Source organism: Frigoribacterium salinisoli, assembly GCF_054781095.1.
In genome coordinates this window covers 357,704-375,315 of sequence record NZ_BAAGVB010000002.1, presented here as the reverse complement: position 1 = coordinate 375,315, position 17,612 = coordinate 357,704, and the positions used below count along the sequence as shown (strand labels likewise).

16 protein-coding genes are annotated in these 17,612 nt (G+C 76.4%); 7 read left to right on the top strand and 9 right to left on the bottom strand.

Annotated features, from left to right (window positions below):
• The first annotated feature begins 200 nt into the window (after positions 1 to 200).
• A complete protein-coding gene (locus tag ACYVHQ_RS07670) occupies positions 201 to 1,328 on the top strand; it encodes a class I SAM-dependent methyltransferase (RefSeq protein WP_460511721.1) in 1,128 nt (375 codons plus the stop codon).
• On the opposite strand, the gene ACYVHQ_RS07665 is transcribed toward ACYVHQ_RS07670, so the two are convergent.
• The 4 genes from ACYVHQ_RS07665 to ACYVHQ_RS07650 all read right to left on the bottom strand — a co-directional run bounded on the left by ACYVHQ_RS07665 (position 1,306) and on the right by ACYVHQ_RS07650 (position 4,668).
• A complete protein-coding gene (locus ACYVHQ_RS07665) occupies positions 1,306 to 2,688 on the bottom strand; it encodes a glycosyltransferase family 4 protein (protein WP_460511719.1) in 1,383 nt (460 codons plus the stop codon). The genes ACYVHQ_RS07670 and ACYVHQ_RS07665 overlap by 23 nt on opposite strands.
• Before the next feature lie 8 nt (positions 2,689 to 2,696).
• Positions 2,697 to 3,716 (bottom strand): ketoacyl-ACP synthase III, encoded by a 1,020-nt coding sequence (locus tag ACYVHQ_RS07660; protein WP_460511717.1) that lies wholly within the window; start codon positions 3,714 to 3,716, stop codon positions 2,697 to 2,699.
• Between the two features lie 92 nt (positions 3,717 to 3,808).
• Positions 3,809 to 4,450: an acetyltransferase gene (locus ACYVHQ_RS07655; RefSeq protein ID WP_460511716.1), complete on the bottom strand. Its 642-nt coding sequence runs from the start codon at positions 4,448 to 4,450 to the stop codon at positions 3,809 to 3,811.
• Complete coding sequence (locus ACYVHQ_RS07650; RefSeq protein WP_460511714.1) at positions 4,447 to 4,668, bottom strand: acyl carrier protein; 222 nt, start codon at positions 4,666 to 4,668, stop codon at positions 4,447 to 4,449. The genes ACYVHQ_RS07655 and ACYVHQ_RS07650 overlap by 4 nt, the downstream gene beginning before the upstream one ends.
• A 114-nt stretch (positions 4,669 to 4,782) precedes the next feature.
• Between ACYVHQ_RS07650 and ACYVHQ_RS07645 the strand changes: the two genes are divergently transcribed.
• Positions 4,783 to 5,580, top strand: a complete 798-nt coding sequence (locus ACYVHQ_RS07645; RefSeq protein ID WP_460511712.1) for an HAD-IIA family hydrolase — start codon at positions 4,783 to 4,785, stop codon at positions 5,578 to 5,580.
• A 54-nt stretch (positions 5,581 to 5,634) separates the two neighbouring features.
• Here ACYVHQ_RS07645 and ACYVHQ_RS07640 read toward each other — a convergent pair whose 3' ends face one another.
• Genes ACYVHQ_RS07640 through ACYVHQ_RS07630 form a run of 3 tightly spaced genes read right to left on the bottom strand, consistent with a single transcriptional unit; the run spans position 5,635 to position 9,635 of the window.
• The gene (locus ACYVHQ_RS07640) at positions 5,635 to 8,769 is read right to left on the bottom strand and encodes a septum formation family protein (RefSeq protein WP_460511711.1); all 3,135 of its coding nucleotides are present in this window, start codon (positions 8,767 to 8,769) and stop codon (positions 5,635 to 5,637) included.
• Positions 8,766 to 9,317, bottom strand: a complete 552-nt coding sequence (gene pyrE / locus ACYVHQ_RS07635) for an orotate phosphoribosyltransferase (protein WP_460511710.1) — start codon at positions 9,315 to 9,317, stop codon at positions 8,766 to 8,768. The genes ACYVHQ_RS07640 and pyrE overlap by 4 nt, the downstream gene beginning before the upstream one ends.
• 45 nt (positions 9,318 to 9,362) lie before the next feature.
• Positions 9,363 to 9,635 carry a hypothetical protein gene (locus ACYVHQ_RS07630; protein WP_460511708.1) on the bottom strand — a complete coding sequence of 91 codons (273 nt, stop codon included), beginning with the start codon at positions 9,633 to 9,635 and terminating at the stop codon, positions 9,363 to 9,365.
• 120 nt (positions 9,636 to 9,755) lie between these two features.
• On the opposite strand from ACYVHQ_RS07630, the gene ACYVHQ_RS07625 reads away from it, so the two are divergent.
• A complete protein-coding gene (locus ACYVHQ_RS07625; protein WP_460511706.1) occupies positions 9,756 to 10,592 on the top strand; it encodes an exodeoxyribonuclease III in 837 nt (278 codons plus the stop codon).
• A gap of 51 nt (positions 10,593 to 10,643) precedes the next feature.
• Here ACYVHQ_RS07625 and ACYVHQ_RS07620 read toward each other — a convergent pair whose 3' ends face one another.
• A complete protein-coding gene (locus tag ACYVHQ_RS07620; RefSeq protein ID WP_460511705.1) occupies positions 10,644 to 11,903 on the bottom strand; it encodes a nucleotide sugar dehydrogenase in 1,260 nt (419 codons plus the stop codon).
• A gap of 109 nt (positions 11,904 to 12,012) precedes the next feature.
• On the opposite strand from ACYVHQ_RS07620, the gene ACYVHQ_RS07615 reads away from it, so the two are divergent.
• The 4 genes from ACYVHQ_RS07615 to ACYVHQ_RS07600 all read left to right on the top strand — a co-directional run bounded on the left by ACYVHQ_RS07615 (position 12,013) and on the right by ACYVHQ_RS07600 (position 16,360).
• Positions 12,013 to 13,227 carry an aminotransferase class I/II-fold pyridoxal phosphate-dependent enzyme gene (locus ACYVHQ_RS07615; protein WP_460511703.1) on the top strand — a complete coding sequence of 405 codons (1,215 nt, stop codon included), beginning with the start codon at positions 12,013 to 12,015 and terminating at the stop codon, positions 13,225 to 13,227.
• A complete protein-coding gene (locus tag ACYVHQ_RS07610) occupies positions 13,217 to 13,840 on the top strand; it encodes a sugar transferase (protein WP_460511701.1) in 624 nt (207 codons plus the stop codon). The genes ACYVHQ_RS07615 and ACYVHQ_RS07610 overlap by 11 nt, the downstream gene beginning before the upstream one ends.
• Positions 13,841 to 13,964: 124 nt before the next feature.
• On the top strand, positions 13,965 to 15,101 hold the full coding sequence (locus ACYVHQ_RS07605) for a glycosyltransferase (protein WP_460511700.1): 1,137 nt from the start codon (positions 13,965 to 13,967) through the stop codon (positions 15,099 to 15,101).
• Complete coding sequence (locus ACYVHQ_RS07600) at positions 15,098 to 16,360, top strand: lipopolysaccharide biosynthesis protein (protein WP_460511698.1); 1,263 nt, start codon at positions 15,098 to 15,100, stop codon at positions 16,358 to 16,360. The genes ACYVHQ_RS07605 and ACYVHQ_RS07600 overlap by 4 nt, the downstream gene beginning before the upstream one ends.
• Here ACYVHQ_RS07600 and ACYVHQ_RS07595 read toward each other — a convergent pair.
• Complete coding sequence (locus tag ACYVHQ_RS07595; RefSeq protein WP_460511696.1) at positions 16,294 to 17,571, bottom strand: O-antigen ligase family protein; 1,278 nt, start codon at positions 17,569 to 17,571, stop codon at positions 16,294 to 16,296. The genes ACYVHQ_RS07600 and ACYVHQ_RS07595 overlap by 67 nt on opposite strands.
• Between the last annotated feature and the right edge of the window lie 41 nt (positions 17,572 to 17,612).

Below are 17,612 nucleotides of genomic sequence, written 5' to 3'. Positions count from 1 at the left end.
GCGAGGGAACCAGCGTTCTGCCGCCGAACCAGTCTCTTGCCTGGTTCCCGGTCAGGGAACTGGCTCGCGACCCGACCCGCCCCGAGGCGACCCGCCCGGCTCCGGGCGACCCGGTCCGGCCGGGCTCGGCCCGGCGTGCCCCGCCGCGCCGCGCCTCACCCCGGCGGACCGCGCCGCACCGGCCCCGTAGGCTCGGCGTCGTGCTCGACCTCGACGACCTCCGCCGCGCGCCCGACGTCGAGGCGCCGAACCTGTTCGCCGTCGACGCGACCGACCGGCTGGTCCTCGACGAGGCGCAGGAGGCCGTGCGCGCGCACCCCGCCGACGTCGCCGTCCTGGGCGACCACCACGGCGCCCTCACGCTCGGAGCGATCGACCACCTCGGGGCCGTGCGACCGCGCGTGCACCAGGACACCCTGGTCGGCGAGCGCGCCCTCGCCCGCAACGCGGAGCGGCTGCTCGGCGGCGCCGCCCCCGGCACCGCGTGGACGCAGCACGACCTCGACCCCTCGCTCGTGGCCGGTGCACGCGTGGTGCTGCTGCAGCTGCCGCGGAGCCTGGACGCGCTCGACGAGCTCGCGTCCCTCGTGGCCGCGCACGCGCATCCTGAGGTCGTGCTCGTCGCCGGTGGCCGGGTCAAGCACCTGACGACCGGCATGAACGACGTGCTCGCGCGGTCGTTCGGCGAGGTGCGGGCGTCGCTCGCCCGGCAGAAGTCGCGCGCCCTGCACGCGGCCGGCCCCCGGCCGGGCGTCGTCGTCGAGTGGCCCCGCCAGGCCCGGCACGACGACCTCGGTCTCACGGTCGTGGCGCACGGAGCCGCCTTCGCGGGCACGGCGATCGACATCGGCACCCGGGCCCTGCTCGCCGTGCTGGGCGGCGCCCTGCCCGCCGCCCGCGACGTCGTCGACCTCGGCTGCGGGACGGGCGTGCTCGCGACCTCCGTCGCGCTGCAGCGGCAGGAGGCCCGGGTCACCGCCACCGACCAGTCCGCCGCCGCGGTCGCCTCGGCCCGCGCGACCGCCGTGGCGAACGGCGTCGCCGGGCGCGTGGCCGTGGTGCGCGCCGATGCGGGGGACGCGCTGCCCGACGGGTCCGCCGATCTCGTACTGCTCAACCCGCCGTTCCACGTCGGCGCCGCCGTGCACACCGGCCTGGCGGAGCGCCTGTTCGCGGCGGCCGCGCGCCTCCTGCGCCCCGGCGGCGAGCTGTGGACGGTGTACAACTCGCACCTCGGCTACCGCCCGACGCTCGAGCGCGTCGTCGGTCCGACGCGCCAGGTGTCGCGCACGCCGAAGTTCACGGTCACGGCGTCGGCACGACGCTGACCCCGGTGGCGGGGTGGTCCGGGCCCCCACCGTGGGAGCCGGGTCCGTCGGTGGTCGGCCCGTCCGTGCCGGGCCCGTCCGTGCCGGGCCCGTCCGTGCCGGGCCCGTCCGTGGCGGGCCCGTCGGCGGTCCCCGCCGCGCGGGCGTCGCGCTCGACGATGTCGCAGAACCGGCGCGACAGGAGCTCGAGCGAGTAGCGCTCACGGGCGAGCCGGCCGGCGGCCGCGCGTGCGGCCCGCGTGCGCGCGTCGTCGTCGAGGAACGCGACGAGCTCATCGGCGGCCCGAGCCGGGTCCCGCGGAAGACGGAAGCCCGCCCCGGTCTCGGCGAGGACCTCGGCCTGCCAGCCGCCGTACGTCGTCGCCACGGGCCGGTGCGCGGCCAACGCGTCGAAGAACTTGTTGGCGCTGTTCGCCGCGAGCGCCGGGACGTCCGCCGTGCAGCTCAAGGCCAGCGCGGACGCGGCGTAGACGTCGGGGAGGTCCGCCTTCCGGACGGGGTCCACGAGGACGACCGAACTGCCGAGGACGCCTGCGCGCCGGGCCGCAGCCTCGACGCGCTCCCGGTCCGGACCGGTGCCCACCAGCACGATCGTGATGTCGCTGCCGCGGTCGTGGAGGGCGCGCGCGACGGGCACGACCCGGGTGAGGTCGTTCGCGCGGCCGAGGGTGCCGCAGTAGACGACGAGCCGTCGGCCACGCAGGTGGGGGTGGTGCGAGAGGAAGGCGTCGGCGTCGGCCCGCGCGGGGTCGAAGCGGTCCACGTCGCTGATGTTGGGCACCACCTCGAGACGGTCGGCCGGGTGGCCGGTGCGGCGGACCGAGTCCGCCATGCCCGGCGAGAGGGCGACGACGGTCGAGGAGGCCCGGTACGCGGCGCGCTCGAGGAGCAGTGCGGCACCACGGAGGAGGGGGTTCCTCAGCGATCCGAGCGCGAGGGGCACCTCCGGCCAGGAGTCGCGCACCTCGAACACGAGCGGGCTGCGCCGCCCCGCGGTGGCCGCGATCCCCGGCAGGGCGATGGTGAGCGGGGTGCTCGACGCCACGACCGCGTCGCCCCGGAGCCGCCGGGCGAGCCGCGTCGAGCGGACCGCGAACGAGGCGAAGGCGAGCATGCGGCGGGCGTCGCCCATGGCGGGGTCGTAGTCGACGGCGAGCCTGTGCACGGTGAGGCCGTCGGCGACGGTCGTCCCCGGCCCGTGGCCACGGTCGCCGCCGACGACGCAGGAGGCCGGCGTCGTCGCCGACACGACGTGCACGTCGTGCCCGCGACGGGCGAGCGCCGTGGCGAACTGGTGCGAACGGACGCCCCCGTTCTGCTCGGGCGTGAGGTAGTACTGGTGCAGGTAGACGATGCGCACGGCGCGCCCTAGAGGTCGACCACGGCGGCGGCCCAGGAGAGGCCGACGCCGAACCCGACGACGAGCACGCGCGTGCCGGGTCGTGCGCGCCCGTCCGCACGGGCTGCCTCGAGCGCGAAGGGGATGCTCGACGAGGTCGTGTTGCCGGTCTCGGCCAGCGCCACGACGAACTTCTCGGCGGGCACGCCGAGCTTGAGCCGCAGCGTCTCGAGCAGGAACTCGTTCGCCTGGTGCAGGACGACGAGGTCGATCTCGTCGAGGGTGGTCCCCGCCCGGGCGAGGGACTCCTCGACGACCCGCGGCACGACCCGCAGCGTGAAGGCGAGGACCTCGGCACCGGCCATGTGCATGTCGCGGCCGTTCGACGTCAGCCCCCGCGCCTCGGCCGTCGCCTCCGGTGCGATCCGGGCAGGATCGGCGAGCCCGCCCGCGGGCACGATCAGGTGGCGGGCCCCCGAGCCGTCGGTGCCGTAGGAGAAGCCGCGCAGCCTCGGCCGGCTCGCGCCCGCGTGGACGAGGGTCGCCGCCGCTCCGTCGCCGAAGAGGACGCGCAGGGGGCGGTCGTCGCGGTGCACGTAGCGGCTGAGGGTGTCGGCGGTGAGCAGCAGCACGGTCTCGGCCTGCCCCGCCTCGACGAGCGCGGTGGCCAGGCCGAGCCCGGACACCCACCCCGAGCAGCCCTGCCCGACGTCGAGGGCGCCGACGGACGTCGACAGGCCCAGGCGGTCCTGCACGAGGCACGACGTCGCGGGCATCGCGAAGTCCGGGCTCTGCGTGACCAGCAGGACCTGGTCGATGGCCGCCCGGTCGACCCCGTGCTCGGCGAAGAGGCGCTCGGCCGCGGCGACCGCGAGGTCGGACGCGGTCTCGCCCTCGGACACGACGTGGCGGCGGTGCACGCCGGTCTTGCCCGCGAGCGCGGCGATGCTCGCCGGCGGGAAGTGGGCCGCCAGGTCGTCGTCGTCGACGGTGGATGCGGGCAGGTGGGTGGCGATGGGCCCGAGGGCGGCGTGCCGGAGCGGGGGCATGGGACTCCTGGGAGAGGGACGGACGGGACGAGCCGGTGCGGGCGGAGGGGACGAGAGCCCGTGGCGGCGACCGGGCGGGCGCCGGGCCCGGGTCAGGGAGCCCGTCGGTGGACCGGTCGACCGGGCACGCCGAAGACGGTCGTCGAGTCGGGCACGCGGCGCAGCGCCACGGAGCCGGCGCCGACGACCGCGTCACGTCCGACGCGGCAGCCGGGCAGGACGACCGCCGAGCAGGCGACGTGGCTCCCGTCGCCCACGCGCGCGCCGCCGAGCACCTGGGCGGACCCGCTGACCGTGACGTGGTCGCCGAGCGACGCGTCGTGGCCGAGCACCGCGGCCGTGCTGATCCAGGCGTGCCGACCGACCCTGACGTCGCTGGTCACCACGACCTGGGGGTAGACGACGGTCCCCTCGCCGAGCGTCGCGCTCGGCAGCACCAGGGCCCGGTCGTCGACGAACGTGGCGAAGCGCGCACCGCGTGCGCGGAGGATCTCGGCCACGCGCCGCCGGGCCCCGGGGTCGCCCAGGGTGCAGAGGTGCACGTCGCCCTCGCGCGGCACGTGGTCGGCGATGCCACCGGCCACCTCGACGCCCGGCGCGGGAGCGTCGTCGAGGAGGACGACGTCGACGACCCGGTTCTGCACGACCCAGCGGGGCGACGTGCGCACGAGCTCGGCGACCTCGCGACCCGCTCCGCCCGCTCCCGCGAGGACGAGCCGCACACCGGTGCTCACGGTCGGCGCGTCAGCGCGAGCACCTCGCGCAGGTCGGTGCAGTCGTCGAGTCGGCGGGGGTCGACGACCGTGCCGTGGTCGACGTCGAGGTGCGCGATGAGCTCCACGTCGGCGAGGGAGTCCCAGCCGATGTCCTCGAGGCGGTCGTCGAGGCCGAGGCTGCCGGGCCGGGCGTCGAGGAGGTCGTGCGCGAGGGCGAGGAAGGCGTCGGCGTCCATCGGGCTCCTTCGGGGCGGCGCTCACTGTCGACGGAGCGCGGGTACGTGGAATGCTACGTTCTGCATGCTCCGACCGCAAGGTCACGGCGTCCGGCGATGGGTACAGTGGCGGCCATGGCTCCCCGCGACGAGATCGAGTGCTGGCTCACCGACATGGACGGCGTGCTCGTGCACGAGAACCAGGCCCTGCCGGGTGCCGCGGCACTGCTGCAGCAGTGGGAGGACGAGGGCACGCCGTTCCTCGTCCTCACGAACAACTCGATCTTCACTCCGCGCGACCTCAGCGCGCGGCTGCGCTCGTCGGGCATCACGGTGCCGGAGGACCGCATCTGGACGAGCGCGCTCGCCACCGCCGACTTCTGCGCGCAGCAGATGCCGGGCGGCTCGGCGTTCGTCATCGGCGAGGCGGGCATGACCACGGCCCTGCACGAGGCGGGCTTCATCATGACCGAGTCCGATCCCGACTTCGTCGTCGTGGGCGAGACCCGCAACTACTCCTTCGAGGCGATCACCAAGGCGGCCCGGCTCATTCTCGGCGGCGCCCGCTTCATCGTGACGAACCCGGACGCGACGGGCCCGAGCGCCGAGGGCGTGCTGCCCGCGACCGGTGCCATCGCCGCCATGATCACGAAGGTCACCGGCAAGGACCCCTACGTCGTGGGCAAGCCGAACCCGATGATGTTCCGTTCGGCGATGAACCGCATCGGGGCGCACAGCGAGAACACGGCCATGATCGGCGACCGCATGGACACCGACATCATCGCGGGCATCGAGGCGGGCCTGCACACGATCCTCGTGATGACGGGCATCAGCGACCAGGCCGAGATCGACCGCTACCCGTTCCGCCCGAGCGAGGTCCTCAGCGGCGTGCACGAGCTCGTGCGCGCCGAGCCGGTCGAGACCGAGCTCTGAGCGGGGCGGCCCGGCCGGCGCTCGGGCGCACGGGACGCCACGGCCGGTCCGGGCTCAGCCCGCGGCGGGCGCGAGGCTCGTGGTGAACGCCTGCCCGGCGTCGCGGCTGACGAAGCAGGCGTAGCCGCGGGAGCCCGCCGACCACTCCTCGTCCGAGGCCGGCCAGCTGGCCGAGAGCAGCACGTCGCGGTACGCGCCCGCCGCCGAACGGTCGAGGGCCTCCCCGGTCGAGCACCGGGCGGCCACCTGCGACCGCAGGGCCTCCTCGCCGGGCCAGGTGCTCGCGGCGTCGCCCTCGAGCGTGAGCAGCGTCGTGAGCTGGGCGGCGTGCGGCTGGGCGCAGTCGACGACCTCGTACTCCTGCTGCCAGGCGTCCGGGAAGGCCGCGAGGCACTCCCCGCCCTGCAGGTCCTGCCACGCGTGCGTGCCCACGGGCAGCGGCCCCTCGGCGGCGGGCTCCTCGACCGGCGCCGCGGGCTCGGCGGTCACGGTGCGCGTCACCGTCGGCAGCGGCTCGGCGGCACGGGCAGCCCCGGCGTCCGCGGTCGCAGCCGGAGCGCTCGCCGCCTCCGCGGCGTCGAGCCGGAAGCCCCGCGCGAGGAAGAACAGCGCCACGAGGGCGAGCAGCACGACCACGGCCGCGCCGACGCCCAGCAGCACCTTGCGGCCCCGCGACCAGCCCGCGATGCCCTCCCGGCCCGAGCCGTCGGTCCCCGGCGGGGGCGTCTCGCCGGGTGCGCTCGGCGCAGCCGGTCCCCCGGGGCCGCGCACCGGGCCGGAGGCCGTGGCGGGTCCGGCCGCGGCGGTCACGCCCGGCAGGGCGTCGGCCTCGGGCGTCGTCACGCGGGGGCGGTCCGCGGCGGCGAGGGCCGGCAGCACCGACGTGGCCGTCTCGGGGGCGGAGGCCGCGGCGGGAGCGGCGGCGGCCGAGACGGGAGCGGCGAAGGCGGCCGTCGGCGCGTCCCCACCGGGCAGGAGGTCCGGGTCGTCGGCGAGGTCAGGGTCGTCGGCGAGGTCAGGGTCGTCGACCACGTCCCGGTCGTCGGTCAGGTCCGGGTCGTCGATCAGGTCCGGGTCGGCGGCGAGGTCCTCGTCGCCAGCGGCGGCCGGTCCGACGAGGAGGTGGGCGTCGTCGACCGGGTCGGGGTCGACGGCGAGGTCGGGGTCCTCGGCCAGGTCGTCGTGCTCGAGCTCGGGCTCGGGCTCGGGCTCGGCGGGCTCCACGTGTGCACGCTCGGCCTCGACCGGCTCGGCCTCGACCGGCTCCACGTCGACCCGCTCCACGTCGACCCGCTCCGCGTGGGCGGGCTCGTCCTCGGGACCACCGTGGGCAGGAGCGGGCGCCGAGGCGGGCGGCTCCCCCGCCACGGAGGTCGTCGGCTGGTCCCGGGGCGTGGGGTCGGCACCGACCACGCCGAGGATCTCGGTGAAGGTCGGACCACCGTCGCGGGGCGCCGCCGTCGCACCGGGCGCGCCGGCGGCACCGGCGCTGGCAGCAGCAGCACCCGCTCCCGCGAGGAACGGCCACGCGGCGGGCAGCGAGGTCGACGGGCGGCCCCCGTCGACCTGTCGTCCGGGTGACGCCTCGTCGACGTCCGTCGCCGCGCCCTCCTCGACCTCGCGTGCAGCAGGCACCTCGTCGATCTCGGGAGCCGCGGGCACGGCGTCCGCGGCAGGAGCGTCCACGGCGTCGCCAGCTTCGGCGTCGCCGCTGAGGGACCAGCTGTCGGACGCCCTCGGGGGCTCCGCGTCGTCGCGGGCGGGCCCGGCCACGCCCTGCGGCTCGGACGGGGACGGCGGGCTCACCGGAGGCGCCGCGGCGGCGGGCGGGACGGGCAGTCCGGCAGCCTCCGCGAGACGGCGCTCGCGTCGCGTCATCTCCCGGTGCTCGGTCACCCACCAGGGGTCGGCGGCGGCACCGTCGGCGCTGGACGGGACGGCCTCCGGCACGAGGTCCGCGCCCTCTGCCCGCGAGGTCGTCGCCGTCGGCTCCGGCTCCGGCTCCGGCTCCGGCTCCGGTTCCACCTCCGGCTGCCGCTCCGGCTCCGGCTCCGGCTCCGGCTCCACGACGAGTTCGACGTCGGGGTCAGGAGCCTTGGCGCGACCGCCCAGGCCGACGCCGTGCTCCGGCTCGATCAGCTCGGCCTCCACGACCGGCACGTCGCCGACGGGGGCGTCCACCTCGCTCGCGACGGCCGGCACGGGGGCCTGCGGGACCTCGGGCCCCTCGGGCGCGGCGACGGGGAGGACCGCCGTCGCGGGCGAGTCGACGGCGGTGCGGTCCTGCTGCGGCTCGCCGGCGGTCGCCTCGTGGTCCGGGCTCGTGCCCCGGCCAGCGTCCACGGCCGCGTCCGCGTCCTGCTCGGCACCCGCCGTCGGGCGCTCGCCGGACGTCGCCCCGTCCCCCGCCTCCGGCGGCGACGACGACGCCCCGAGCTTCTGCCAGTCGAACGCGCTGGGCGCAGCGGCGGCGGGGGTCAGGAGCAGGGCCGTGAACGGGCCCGGCTCGGCCGGCTGGTCCTCGTCGCGGTCCACGGCCTCCTGACGGGAGTCGTCCTCGTGGGCGGGCGCAGCCGCGTCCGCGTCGGACCGGCGCCCGTCGCCGAGGACCGGCTCGCGCTCGGACGGCGCGGCGGTCTCGGCCGGCACGACGCGTCCGGTCGGCACGGCCGGCGTGGACGGCGCCTCGGCTCCGGTCGCGGGCGCCGAGGGCCCGGCGGCCGCGGCGCGCAGCGCACGGAGGTCGAGCGCCTGGGGATGCCCGTCGGCACGCGGCGGGGCGTCGACCGGCGGCGGCGGCACGAAGGTCGGGAAGGCGGGCGTGCGAGGGACGACGTCCGCGTCGGGCTCGTCGCGCGCCTCCTGTGCCTCGGCGTCGCCCTCGGGCGCGGACGCAGGAGCGGGACCAGCAGCAGGGGACGGGACGGAGCCCGCGGGCCGCACGGCCGCCGGGAGGACCGCGGTCGGGGTCGCACCGTCCTCCTCGGGCACGCGCTCCTCGGTCGCACGGTCCTGGAGGGCACCGTCGTCGGACCCGCGTCCGTCCTCCGCCGCGACGTCGGCCTCCGCGGGATCGTCGGCCTCAGTGGGATCGTTCACCTCCGCGGGGTCGTCACCGAACTGCGCGCCGAGCCACCCGGTCGGGTCGTCGACCGGACCGTCGGGGCCGTCGTCGCGGCGGTCGGTCACGGCTCGAGCCCCAGATCGGCGAGGGAGACCGCGGCGAGGTAGGGGTACCCGGCCGCCTCGATGGCCTCGCGGGCGCCGGTGGCACGGTCGACCACGACGGCGACGGCGGCGATCTCGGCACCGACCGCCTCGAGGGCCTTGGCGGCGGCGAGCGGCGAGCCGCCGGTGGTGGAGGTGTCCTCGAGCACGACGACGCGCTTGCCCTGCAGGTCCGGTCCCTCGACCTGCCGACCGCGGCCGTGGTCCTTGGGCTCCTTGCGCACGACGAACGCGTCGTAGCTGCGGCCGAGCGCGACGCCCTGGTGGAGGACGGCCGAGGCGATGGGGTCGGCGCCCATGGTCAGCCCGCCGACCGCGGACACGTCGGGCACGTCGGCGATGAGGTCGACCATGACCTGCCCGATGAGCGGGGCCACGCGGTGGTCGAGGCTGACCCGGCGGAGGTCGACGTAGTAGCTGGCCTTCTTGCCGCTCGTCAGGGTGAAGTCGCCGTGGAAAACGGCGAGGTCGCGGATGGACGAGATGAGCTGCTCACGGGCGTCGGTCACAGTCGTCCATGCTAGGCGAGCACGGTGCGCGGTGCCGGTCCTCGCTCAGGTCTGGTCCGGCTCGCCCCGGCGCGCGCTCTCGACGGCCGCCTCGCGCCGGTGCCGGCTGGTGCGCTCCTCGAGCTCGGTCCAGCTCGCCGGCGGGAAGAAGAAGTCCTCGTAGCGGGCGGGGCCGAGCAGGGCGAGCCTGGTCAGTCGCACGTCGACGCTCTCCGGCCCCGGGCACAGCGGCTCGATGCGGGCGGGCGGCACGTCCGACCGCCGGTGGTAGGTGCTGGTCGACCCGGCGACCGGTCCTCTGTCATCAGCATCTGACATGTCCGTCTGTCTACACGGTCGGCGGCGACCGTGTCGAACGCGATGTCCGCGGAGGACGCCGTGCCCACAGGAGGCGCGGTGACCGCCCGGGGGACCGGTGGCCCCGGGTACCGTGGAGGGATGCGCGTCGCGACCTGGAACGTCAACTCCGTCCGTGCCCGAGCCGGGCGGATCGTCGACTGGCTGGTCCGCGAGGACGTCGACGTGCTCGGCATGCAGGAGATCAAGTGCAAGCCCGAGCAGTTCCCGTTCGAGGCGTTCCGCGAGGCCGGGTACGACGTCGAGCTGCACGGCCTCAGCCAGTGGAACGGCGTCGCCTTCGCGAGCCGCCTGCCGATGGAGGAGGTCGAGATCACGTTCCCGACCCAGCCCGGCTTCGCCAAGGGGCAGGAGGGCCCGGACCAGCCCAAGGAGGCCCGCGCGATCGGCGTCACGGTCGAGGGCGTGCGCCTCTGGAGCCTCTACGTGCCGAACGGCCGCGAGCTCGGCGACCCGCACTACGCCTACAAGCTCGACTGGCTGGCCGCCCTCGCCCGCGAGACCGAGCAGTGGCTCGCCGAGCGCCCCGAGCAGCCGCTCGCCCTGATGGGCGACTGGAACGTCGCACCGCTCGACCGGGACGTCTGGGACGTGCGCCTCTTCGAGGGCTCCACCCACGTCAGCCAGCCGGAGCGCGACGCCTTCGCCGCCTTCGAGCGCGCGGGCCTGCAGGACGTCGTGCGCCCCCTCGTGCCCGAGGGCTACACCTACTGGGACTACAAGCAGTTGAGGTTCCCGCGGGACGAGGGGATGCGCATCGACTTCGTGATGGGCTCGGACGCCTTCGCCGACCTCGTCGTGCACGCCCGCATCGACCGCGAGGAGCGCAAGGGCGACGCCCCCAGCGACCACGTGCCCGTCGTCGTCGACCTCGAGCTCGACACCGAGCTCGACGACGACCGGCCGATGATCTTCTGACCCCTCGGACGGCCCGGCCCCGCGCCGGACGCGGGAGCGCCGCACGGCGCCTCAGAGGCGCACGGCCTCACGGAGCCCCACCACGCCCCGGGTGTCGAGCACCTGGCAGCCCTCGAGCGGCGTGAGGTCGAGCTGTGAGTGCGGCGTGAGCACGATGGCGAGGTCGGCGTCACGTGCCGCGGTCGTGGACTCGACCCGATCGACCCCGACGGGCCAGTCCGCGGCGGTGACGAACGGGTCCACGGCGCAGACCCGGGCGCCCTTGAGCCGGAGCAGCTCGGCGACACGGAGCGCGGGCGACTCCCGCGCGTCGGACGTGTCGGGCTTGTAGGTCAGCCCCACGATGAGGACGCGGGCGCCGCGCACCGCCGTGGAGCGGTCGTTGAGCAGGGCCTCGGCGCGCTCCACGACGTGCGCGGGCATGCCCTCGTTCACCTCGTTGGCGAGCTCGACGAAGCGGAAGGGGCGCCCGAGCTTGCGTCGGACCTCCCAGGACAGGTAGGTCGGGTCGACGGGCAGGCAGTGCCCGCCGACGCCCGGCCCCGGGAGGAACTTCATGAACCCGAAGGGCTTGGTCCCCGCCGCCTCGATGGCCTCGCGGGCGTCGACGCCGAGCTCGTGGGCGGCCATCGCGAGCTCGTTGACGAGGGCGATGTTGACGTGCCGGAAGGTGTTCTCGAGGAGCTTGGCGAGCTCCGCCTCGCGCGTGCCGCTGACCGGGACGACGGTGTCGACGAGGCCCTCGTAGAACCTCGAGACCCGCTCGAGCGACAGCGCGTCGATGCCCGACACGATCTTCGGCGTCGTCTCGAAGGTCCAGCGGACGTTGCCGGGGTCGATGCGCTCGGGGCTGTAGCCGACCGAGAAGTCCGCCCCGGCCCGGAGCCCCGACCCCGACTCGAGGAGCGGGACCAGCACCTCCGCCGTGGTGCCCGGGGACGTCGTCGACTCGAGCACGACGGTGCTGCCCGGCCGCACCAGCGGCGCGAGGGCCGTGGCCGCGGACTCGACGAAGCGCAGGTCGGGGAGGGTCTCGCGCAGGGGCGTGGGGACCGTGACGACCACGACGTCGAAGGGGCCGGCCGTGCGCACGTCGTCGGTCGCACGGTAGCGACCCGAGACGAGGGCGGCGACGAGGCGTTCGTCGGGCACGTCGCCGACGTACGAGCGACCGGCGGCGAGGTCGTCGGCGCGGCGGGGGTCGACGTCGACGCCGACGACGGCGTGGCCGACCTCGGCGGCCCGCAGCGCGAGGGGCAGGCCGACGTAGCCCTGGCCGAGGACGACGACGCGGAGGGGGGTGGGGGTCACGGAGGGGTGCCTTTCGTTCGAGTGGCGACAGCGTGAAATGCTACGTGCGATACTCGGATCTGTCACGCCCGTCCTCCCGTGCACCCGCTCGACCGATCGAGAGGCCTCCATGCCCGCTCCCACCCCCTCCGCGACGTCCGCGCAGCGGGCCACCTCGGCGGCCACCGCGACGGTGGACCGTTCCGGCACCGGTCCGTCGCGGATCCTCCTCAGCCCCGCCGACGTCGGGCCCCTCGAGGCGGGGGCCGCCGCCGAGGCCGTCACGAGCGGCTGGTTCGCCCCGTCGGGGCCGGACGTCGCCGGGTTCGAGCACGACCTCGCCGCGCGCGTGGGCCGTCGGCACGCCGTCGCCTGCTCCTCCGGCACCGCGGCGCTGCACCTCGGCCTCGTCGCCGCCGGGGTCCGCCCGGGCGACCTCGTCGTGACGGCCACGTTCACGTTCGCGGCCACCGTCAACGCGGTCCTCCTCGCGGGGGCCGAGCCGCTCCTGCTCGACTGCGACCCGCGGACGGGCGACCTCGACCTCGGGCTGCTCGGCGACGCCGTGCGACGCGCACGGGGCGGTGGAGCACGCGTCAGCGCCGTCGTCCCCGTGGACGTCTACGGCCGCGTCACGGCCCACGAACGCCTGCTCCCCCTCGCCCGGGAGCTCGACCTGGTCGTCGTCTCCGACGCGGCCGAGTCGCTCGGCTCCCGGCGCGGCGGCGTCGACGGCGCCGCCGTGGGCCGGGCGGCCGCCGTGTCCTTCAACGGCAACAAGATCGTCAGCACGTCCGGCGGCGGCGCCCTGCTCACCGACGACGACGCGCTCGCCCACCGCGCACGGCACCTCGCGGCGCAGGCGCGACGGCCCGCCGACCACTACCTGCACGACGAGCCGGGCTTCAACCACCGGCTCAGCAACGTCCTGTCCGCCGTCGGTCGCGTCCAGCTCACGCGGCTCGACGGGTTCCTCGCCCGTCGACGCGCGACGCGCGAGCGCTACCGGGAGGCCGTCGACGGCCTGGACGGCGTCGAGCTGCTGGGCGGGCACGACGACGAGGGCGACAACTGCTGGCTCACGACCGTGCTCGTCGACCCCGGGACCGGCACGACCCCGAGCGCCCTCCTGCGGGCCCTCGACCGGCGCGGCATCGAGACCCGCCGAGCGTGGGCCCCCCTGCACCGGCAGCCGGCCTTCCGTCGCCACCGTTCGGTCGTGACGGGCGCGGCCGACGACCTCTTCGCCCGGGGGCTCTGCCTGCCCAGCGGCTCGACGCTGCGCGGCGACGACCGCGAGCGCGTCGTGGACGCGCTCGTCGAGGAGCTCGGGCGTGCGCGCTGAGCACGTCCGAGCAGCGGCCCGACGCGCCCTGGACGTCACGGTCGCGCTCCTGGTCGCCGTCGCGGCCCTCCCCGTCGCGCTCCTCGTGGCCGTCGTCGTCGCCCTGGCCCTCGGGCGGCCCGTCCTGTTCCGGCAGGTGCGCGCGGGGCAGCACGGTCGGCCCTTCACGATGCTCAAGTTCCGGAGCATGCTGCCCGTCGACCGGCAGCGCGGCGTCGTCACCGACGAGCAGCGGCTCACCCGGTTCGGGCGCGTGCTCCGGTCGACGAGCCTCGACGAGCTGCCCGGCCTGCTCAACGTCCTCCGCGGGGAGATGAGCATGGTCGGCCCACGCCCCCTCCCCCTGGCCTACGTCGGGCTCTGGACGCCCCACCAGGCCCGACGGCTCGAGGTGCGCCCGGGCCTCACCGGCCTCGCGCAGGTGTCGGGGCGCAACGCCCTCTCCTGGGAGGACCGGCTCGCCCTCGACGTCGAGTACGTCGAACGCCGGTCGCTGGCCCTCGACCTGGTCGTGCTCCTGCGGACCGTCCGCGTGGTCGTCCGCCGCGAGGGCGTGACGCAGGCGGGCCACGCCACCTCGTCGCCCTTCCTGGGCTCCCCGTCGCCGTCCTGACCGCCCACCCGCGGGCGCGTGCCCGCCGTCCGCCCGTCCGCCACCGCCGCGAGAGAGAGCCGCCGTGCCCGCCCGACCTCCCCTGACCCGCCCCCGCCCCGCCCCGACCTGGGACGTCTGCCACGTGAGCAGCGCCCACCGCTGGACCGACAACCGCGTCCACCTCCGCGAGGCGGCCACGACCGCCCGGCACCACCGGACCCTCCTGGTCGCCGTCGACGACGACACCGTCGTCGAGGGATCGGGCGTCGACGTCGTGCTGCTGCCCCGTCGTCCCCGGGCGGTCCGCATGCTGTGGAGCACGCCCCACGCGGTGCTCGTCGCGGTGCGGAGCGGCGCGACCGTGCTCCACCTGCACGACCCCGAACTCGTCTGGGCCGTGCCCCTCCTGCGGGCGCTCGGCCGCAGGACGGTCTACGACGCGCACGAGGACCTCCCCGACCAGGTGGCCGTCAAGACCTGGATCCCGGCCCCCGTGCGGCGCGCCGCGGTCCTCGCCTCCCACGCGGTCGTGCGCCTCGCGGGCACCAGCGACCAGGTCGTGGCGGCCACGGCCATCACCGCTCGACGGTTCCCGCCGCACAGGACCACGGTCGTGCACAACTTCCCGAGGCTCCGCCCCGAGGAGGAGTCGGCACGACCGGCGCCCGAGCGCCCGCCCCGGGCCGTGTACCTGGGCGTCGTGAGCGAGCACCGCGGCTCCCGCGTGATCGCCGAGGCCGCCTGCCACCCCGAGCACCCCGAGGGGTGGGTCGTCGACGTCGTCGGCAACGTCGTGCCGACGGCCGAGGCGTCGGTCTTCGACGAGGCCGTGGCGCGCGGGACCGTCGCCCTGCACGGGCTCGTGTCGCCGGAGGCCGCCCGCGACCTGCTCCTGGGCGCACGCGTGGGCATCGTCGTCCTCCTGCCCACGCCGGCGTACCGCCGGGCCCTCGCGACGAAGATGTTCGAGTACATGGCGGCGGGGATGCCCGTCATCGCGTCCGACTTCGCGCTCTGGCGCGAGGTCCTGGCCGGGCACGACTGCGCGACGTTCGTCGACCCCGCCAGGCCCGAGGAGCTCGCCCGCGCCCTGCGCCGGTACGCCGACGACCCCGAGCTGCTGCGGCGCCACGGCGAGGCCGCGCGCAGGGCGGCCGTCGAGGTGTTCACGTGGGCCGCCGAGGAGCCCCGGCTGCTCGAGGTCTACCGTCGCTGCGGCCTCCCGGCCCCCGCGAGCCCCGACGGGCCCGCGCGCGCGGTCCCCGACGCCCAGCGGTGACGGCACCCGCCAGGATCCGTTCGGCGCTGCTCCGGGTGCTGTCGGGCAGCGCCCTGGGGCAGGGTGCGCTGCTGGCCGCCTCGCCCCTCCTGGCCCGGCTCTACGACGAGGAGGCCTTCGGCGTGCTCGCCCTGGTGACGAGCACGTCCGCCGTGCTCGGCGCCGTCGCCTCGGGCGGGTGGGAGCGGGCGGTCGTGTCGACGAGGAGCGAGACCGTGGCACGGGCGCTCGTCGCCCTCGGCGTCGCGACCAGCCTCGTCGTGGGCGTGCTCGCGGCGGTGCCCGCGGGCCTCCTGGCCGGCCGGCTCGCCGACGTGCTCGGCACCCCGCCGCTCGCCGGGCTCTGGTGGCTCCTGCCCCTGACCAGCACCGCCATCGGCGTGCAGCGCACCGTGGCGGTCGCCCTCGTCCGGCGGTCGGCCTTCGGCTCGCTCGGGCGCCGCAACGCGGTGCAGGGGCTCGCGCAGGTCGGCGTCGCCCTGGTCCTCGCACCCACGGGAGGCCCCCTGGGCCTCGCCCTCGGTCCCGCCGTGGCCCGCGCCCTGGGCAGCCTCGGCACCCTCGTCGGCAGGCCCGGCCGACGGCGACGCGGCGTCCCCGTGCGCGTGCTCCTGGCCGTGGCGGGTCGCTCGTGGCGTCGCGCGGCTGCGTCGTGCGCGTCGTCGCTCGTCAACGTCGTGGGCCTGCAGGCGCCCGTCGTCCTCCTGTCGACGGCCTTCGGGGCGACCACCGTCGGGCTCGTGGCGCTCGCCACGCGCCTCGTCGTGTCGCCCGCCGTCGTCGTCGCGGAGGCCGTCGGCCACGTCGTCGACGCCCGGCTGGGCGGGACGGTGCGGGCGGGCCGGGCGCGCGCGGCGCACCAGGTCACGCGCTCCGTGCTGGCGGGCACGGCGGTGGCCGCTCCCGGGGCCGCCGCCCTCTGGGCGCTGGCCCCGGTCGTCGTCCCCCTCCTCGCGGGCGACGGGTGGCACGGTCTCGTCGACGTGGTGCGGTGGGTCGTGGTGTCCGGTGCCGCGCAGGCCGTGGCCCTGCCCGTCTCCCGCACGCTCGTCCTCCTGCACCGCCCCGGAGCGCAGCTCGCCTGGGACGTCGTGCGCTTCGTCGCCACCAGCGGGGCCCTGCTCGTCACGGCCGCGGTCACCCACGACCCGCTCGCCACCGTCGCCGCGTGGTCGCTGTCGACGGCGGCCTGCTACCTGGCCCTCGTGGGCACCTCGATCGCGGCCGCGAGGTCGTGGGACTCCGGCCGGCCGGGGTGACGCGGCGTCCACGCGAGGGCGAGCACGACCCAGAGCAGGCGGTTGTCGTTGAGGTCGCCGCTGACGAGGGCGTTGCCGGTGAGGAACACCGCGAGCGCGAGCAGCACGACGTCGACGGTCGACGCGTCGGCGGCGCGCAGCCGACGCACGGCGGCCGTGAGCGACGCCACGAGGGCGACCGTGAGGGCGAGGCCTGCCAGCGCCCCTCCCTCGACGAAGGCCTCGAGGAGGACGTCGTGGGGGTAGAGGCGCGTGGTGTTGCCGACCAGGAACTCGCCGGGCCGGAGGACGCGGGCGTACCCTCCCCAGCCCGTCCCGACGAGGGCGTCCGGGTACTGGTGCAGGTGCCGCCACGCGGCCTCCCAGAGGGGCGACCGGGTCGACGTCGCCTCCGAGGCGGAGGAGAGGGACCCGGTGAGCCGTCTGGCGCCCGCGCTGCTGCTCGTCGCGACGACCGCGACCCCCGCGGCGGCGAGCAGGACGACCACCGTCGTGCGACGCGCCCGCCCCGGCCAGGGGGCGAGCAGCGCGACGACGACGATCGTGAGCAGGGCCGTGAGGAACGGCCCGCGCGACCCTGCGCCGACCAGGACGACGCCTCCCGCGGCGGCCAGGGCGACGGCCGCGCCGCGCAGGAGCGGTCGTCCCCGCAGCACCGGGGAGAGCGCGAGCACGAGCGCCGCCAGCAGCACGAGGCCGCTCGCCCGCCCCGCGGTGATCGTCGTCGAGCCCTCGACGGTGAGCCGCCCCCAGGCGCCGCTGTCGGGCGACAGGAGGGCTCCCACCACCGTGACGAGGTGGAACCCCGTGAGCGCCGCGAGCCAGGTCGCCAGCACCTCCGACGAGCGCAGCGTGCGGAGCGCCGCGACGACGAGCAGGACCGTGAGCACGAGGGCGGCGAGCTTGCCGCTCCGGTACCCGACGCTCACCGGGACCAGCGCACCGGGCACGAAGCAGGCGAGGACGGCGGCGAGCCCCCAGGGCAGGAGGGCGGCACGGCGGACGAGGACGTCACGGACCAGCGCGAGCGCCACCACCGCACTGGCCAGCAGGGCGGGGTCGACGGGGAGCCAGGCGAACGCCGCCGTGGCCTTGAAGGTGCCGCTCGAGACCGCGAGCGCCTGGACCACGGCGAGGGCGTGGTCGGCACGGGTGGCCTCGGGGTGCGACGCCCCGCGCGGGGCGGACGGGGCGGGCGCAGGGGTGGTCAAGCTCGGTCCGATCGGGGACGGGGACGGGCGGCCCATCTTAC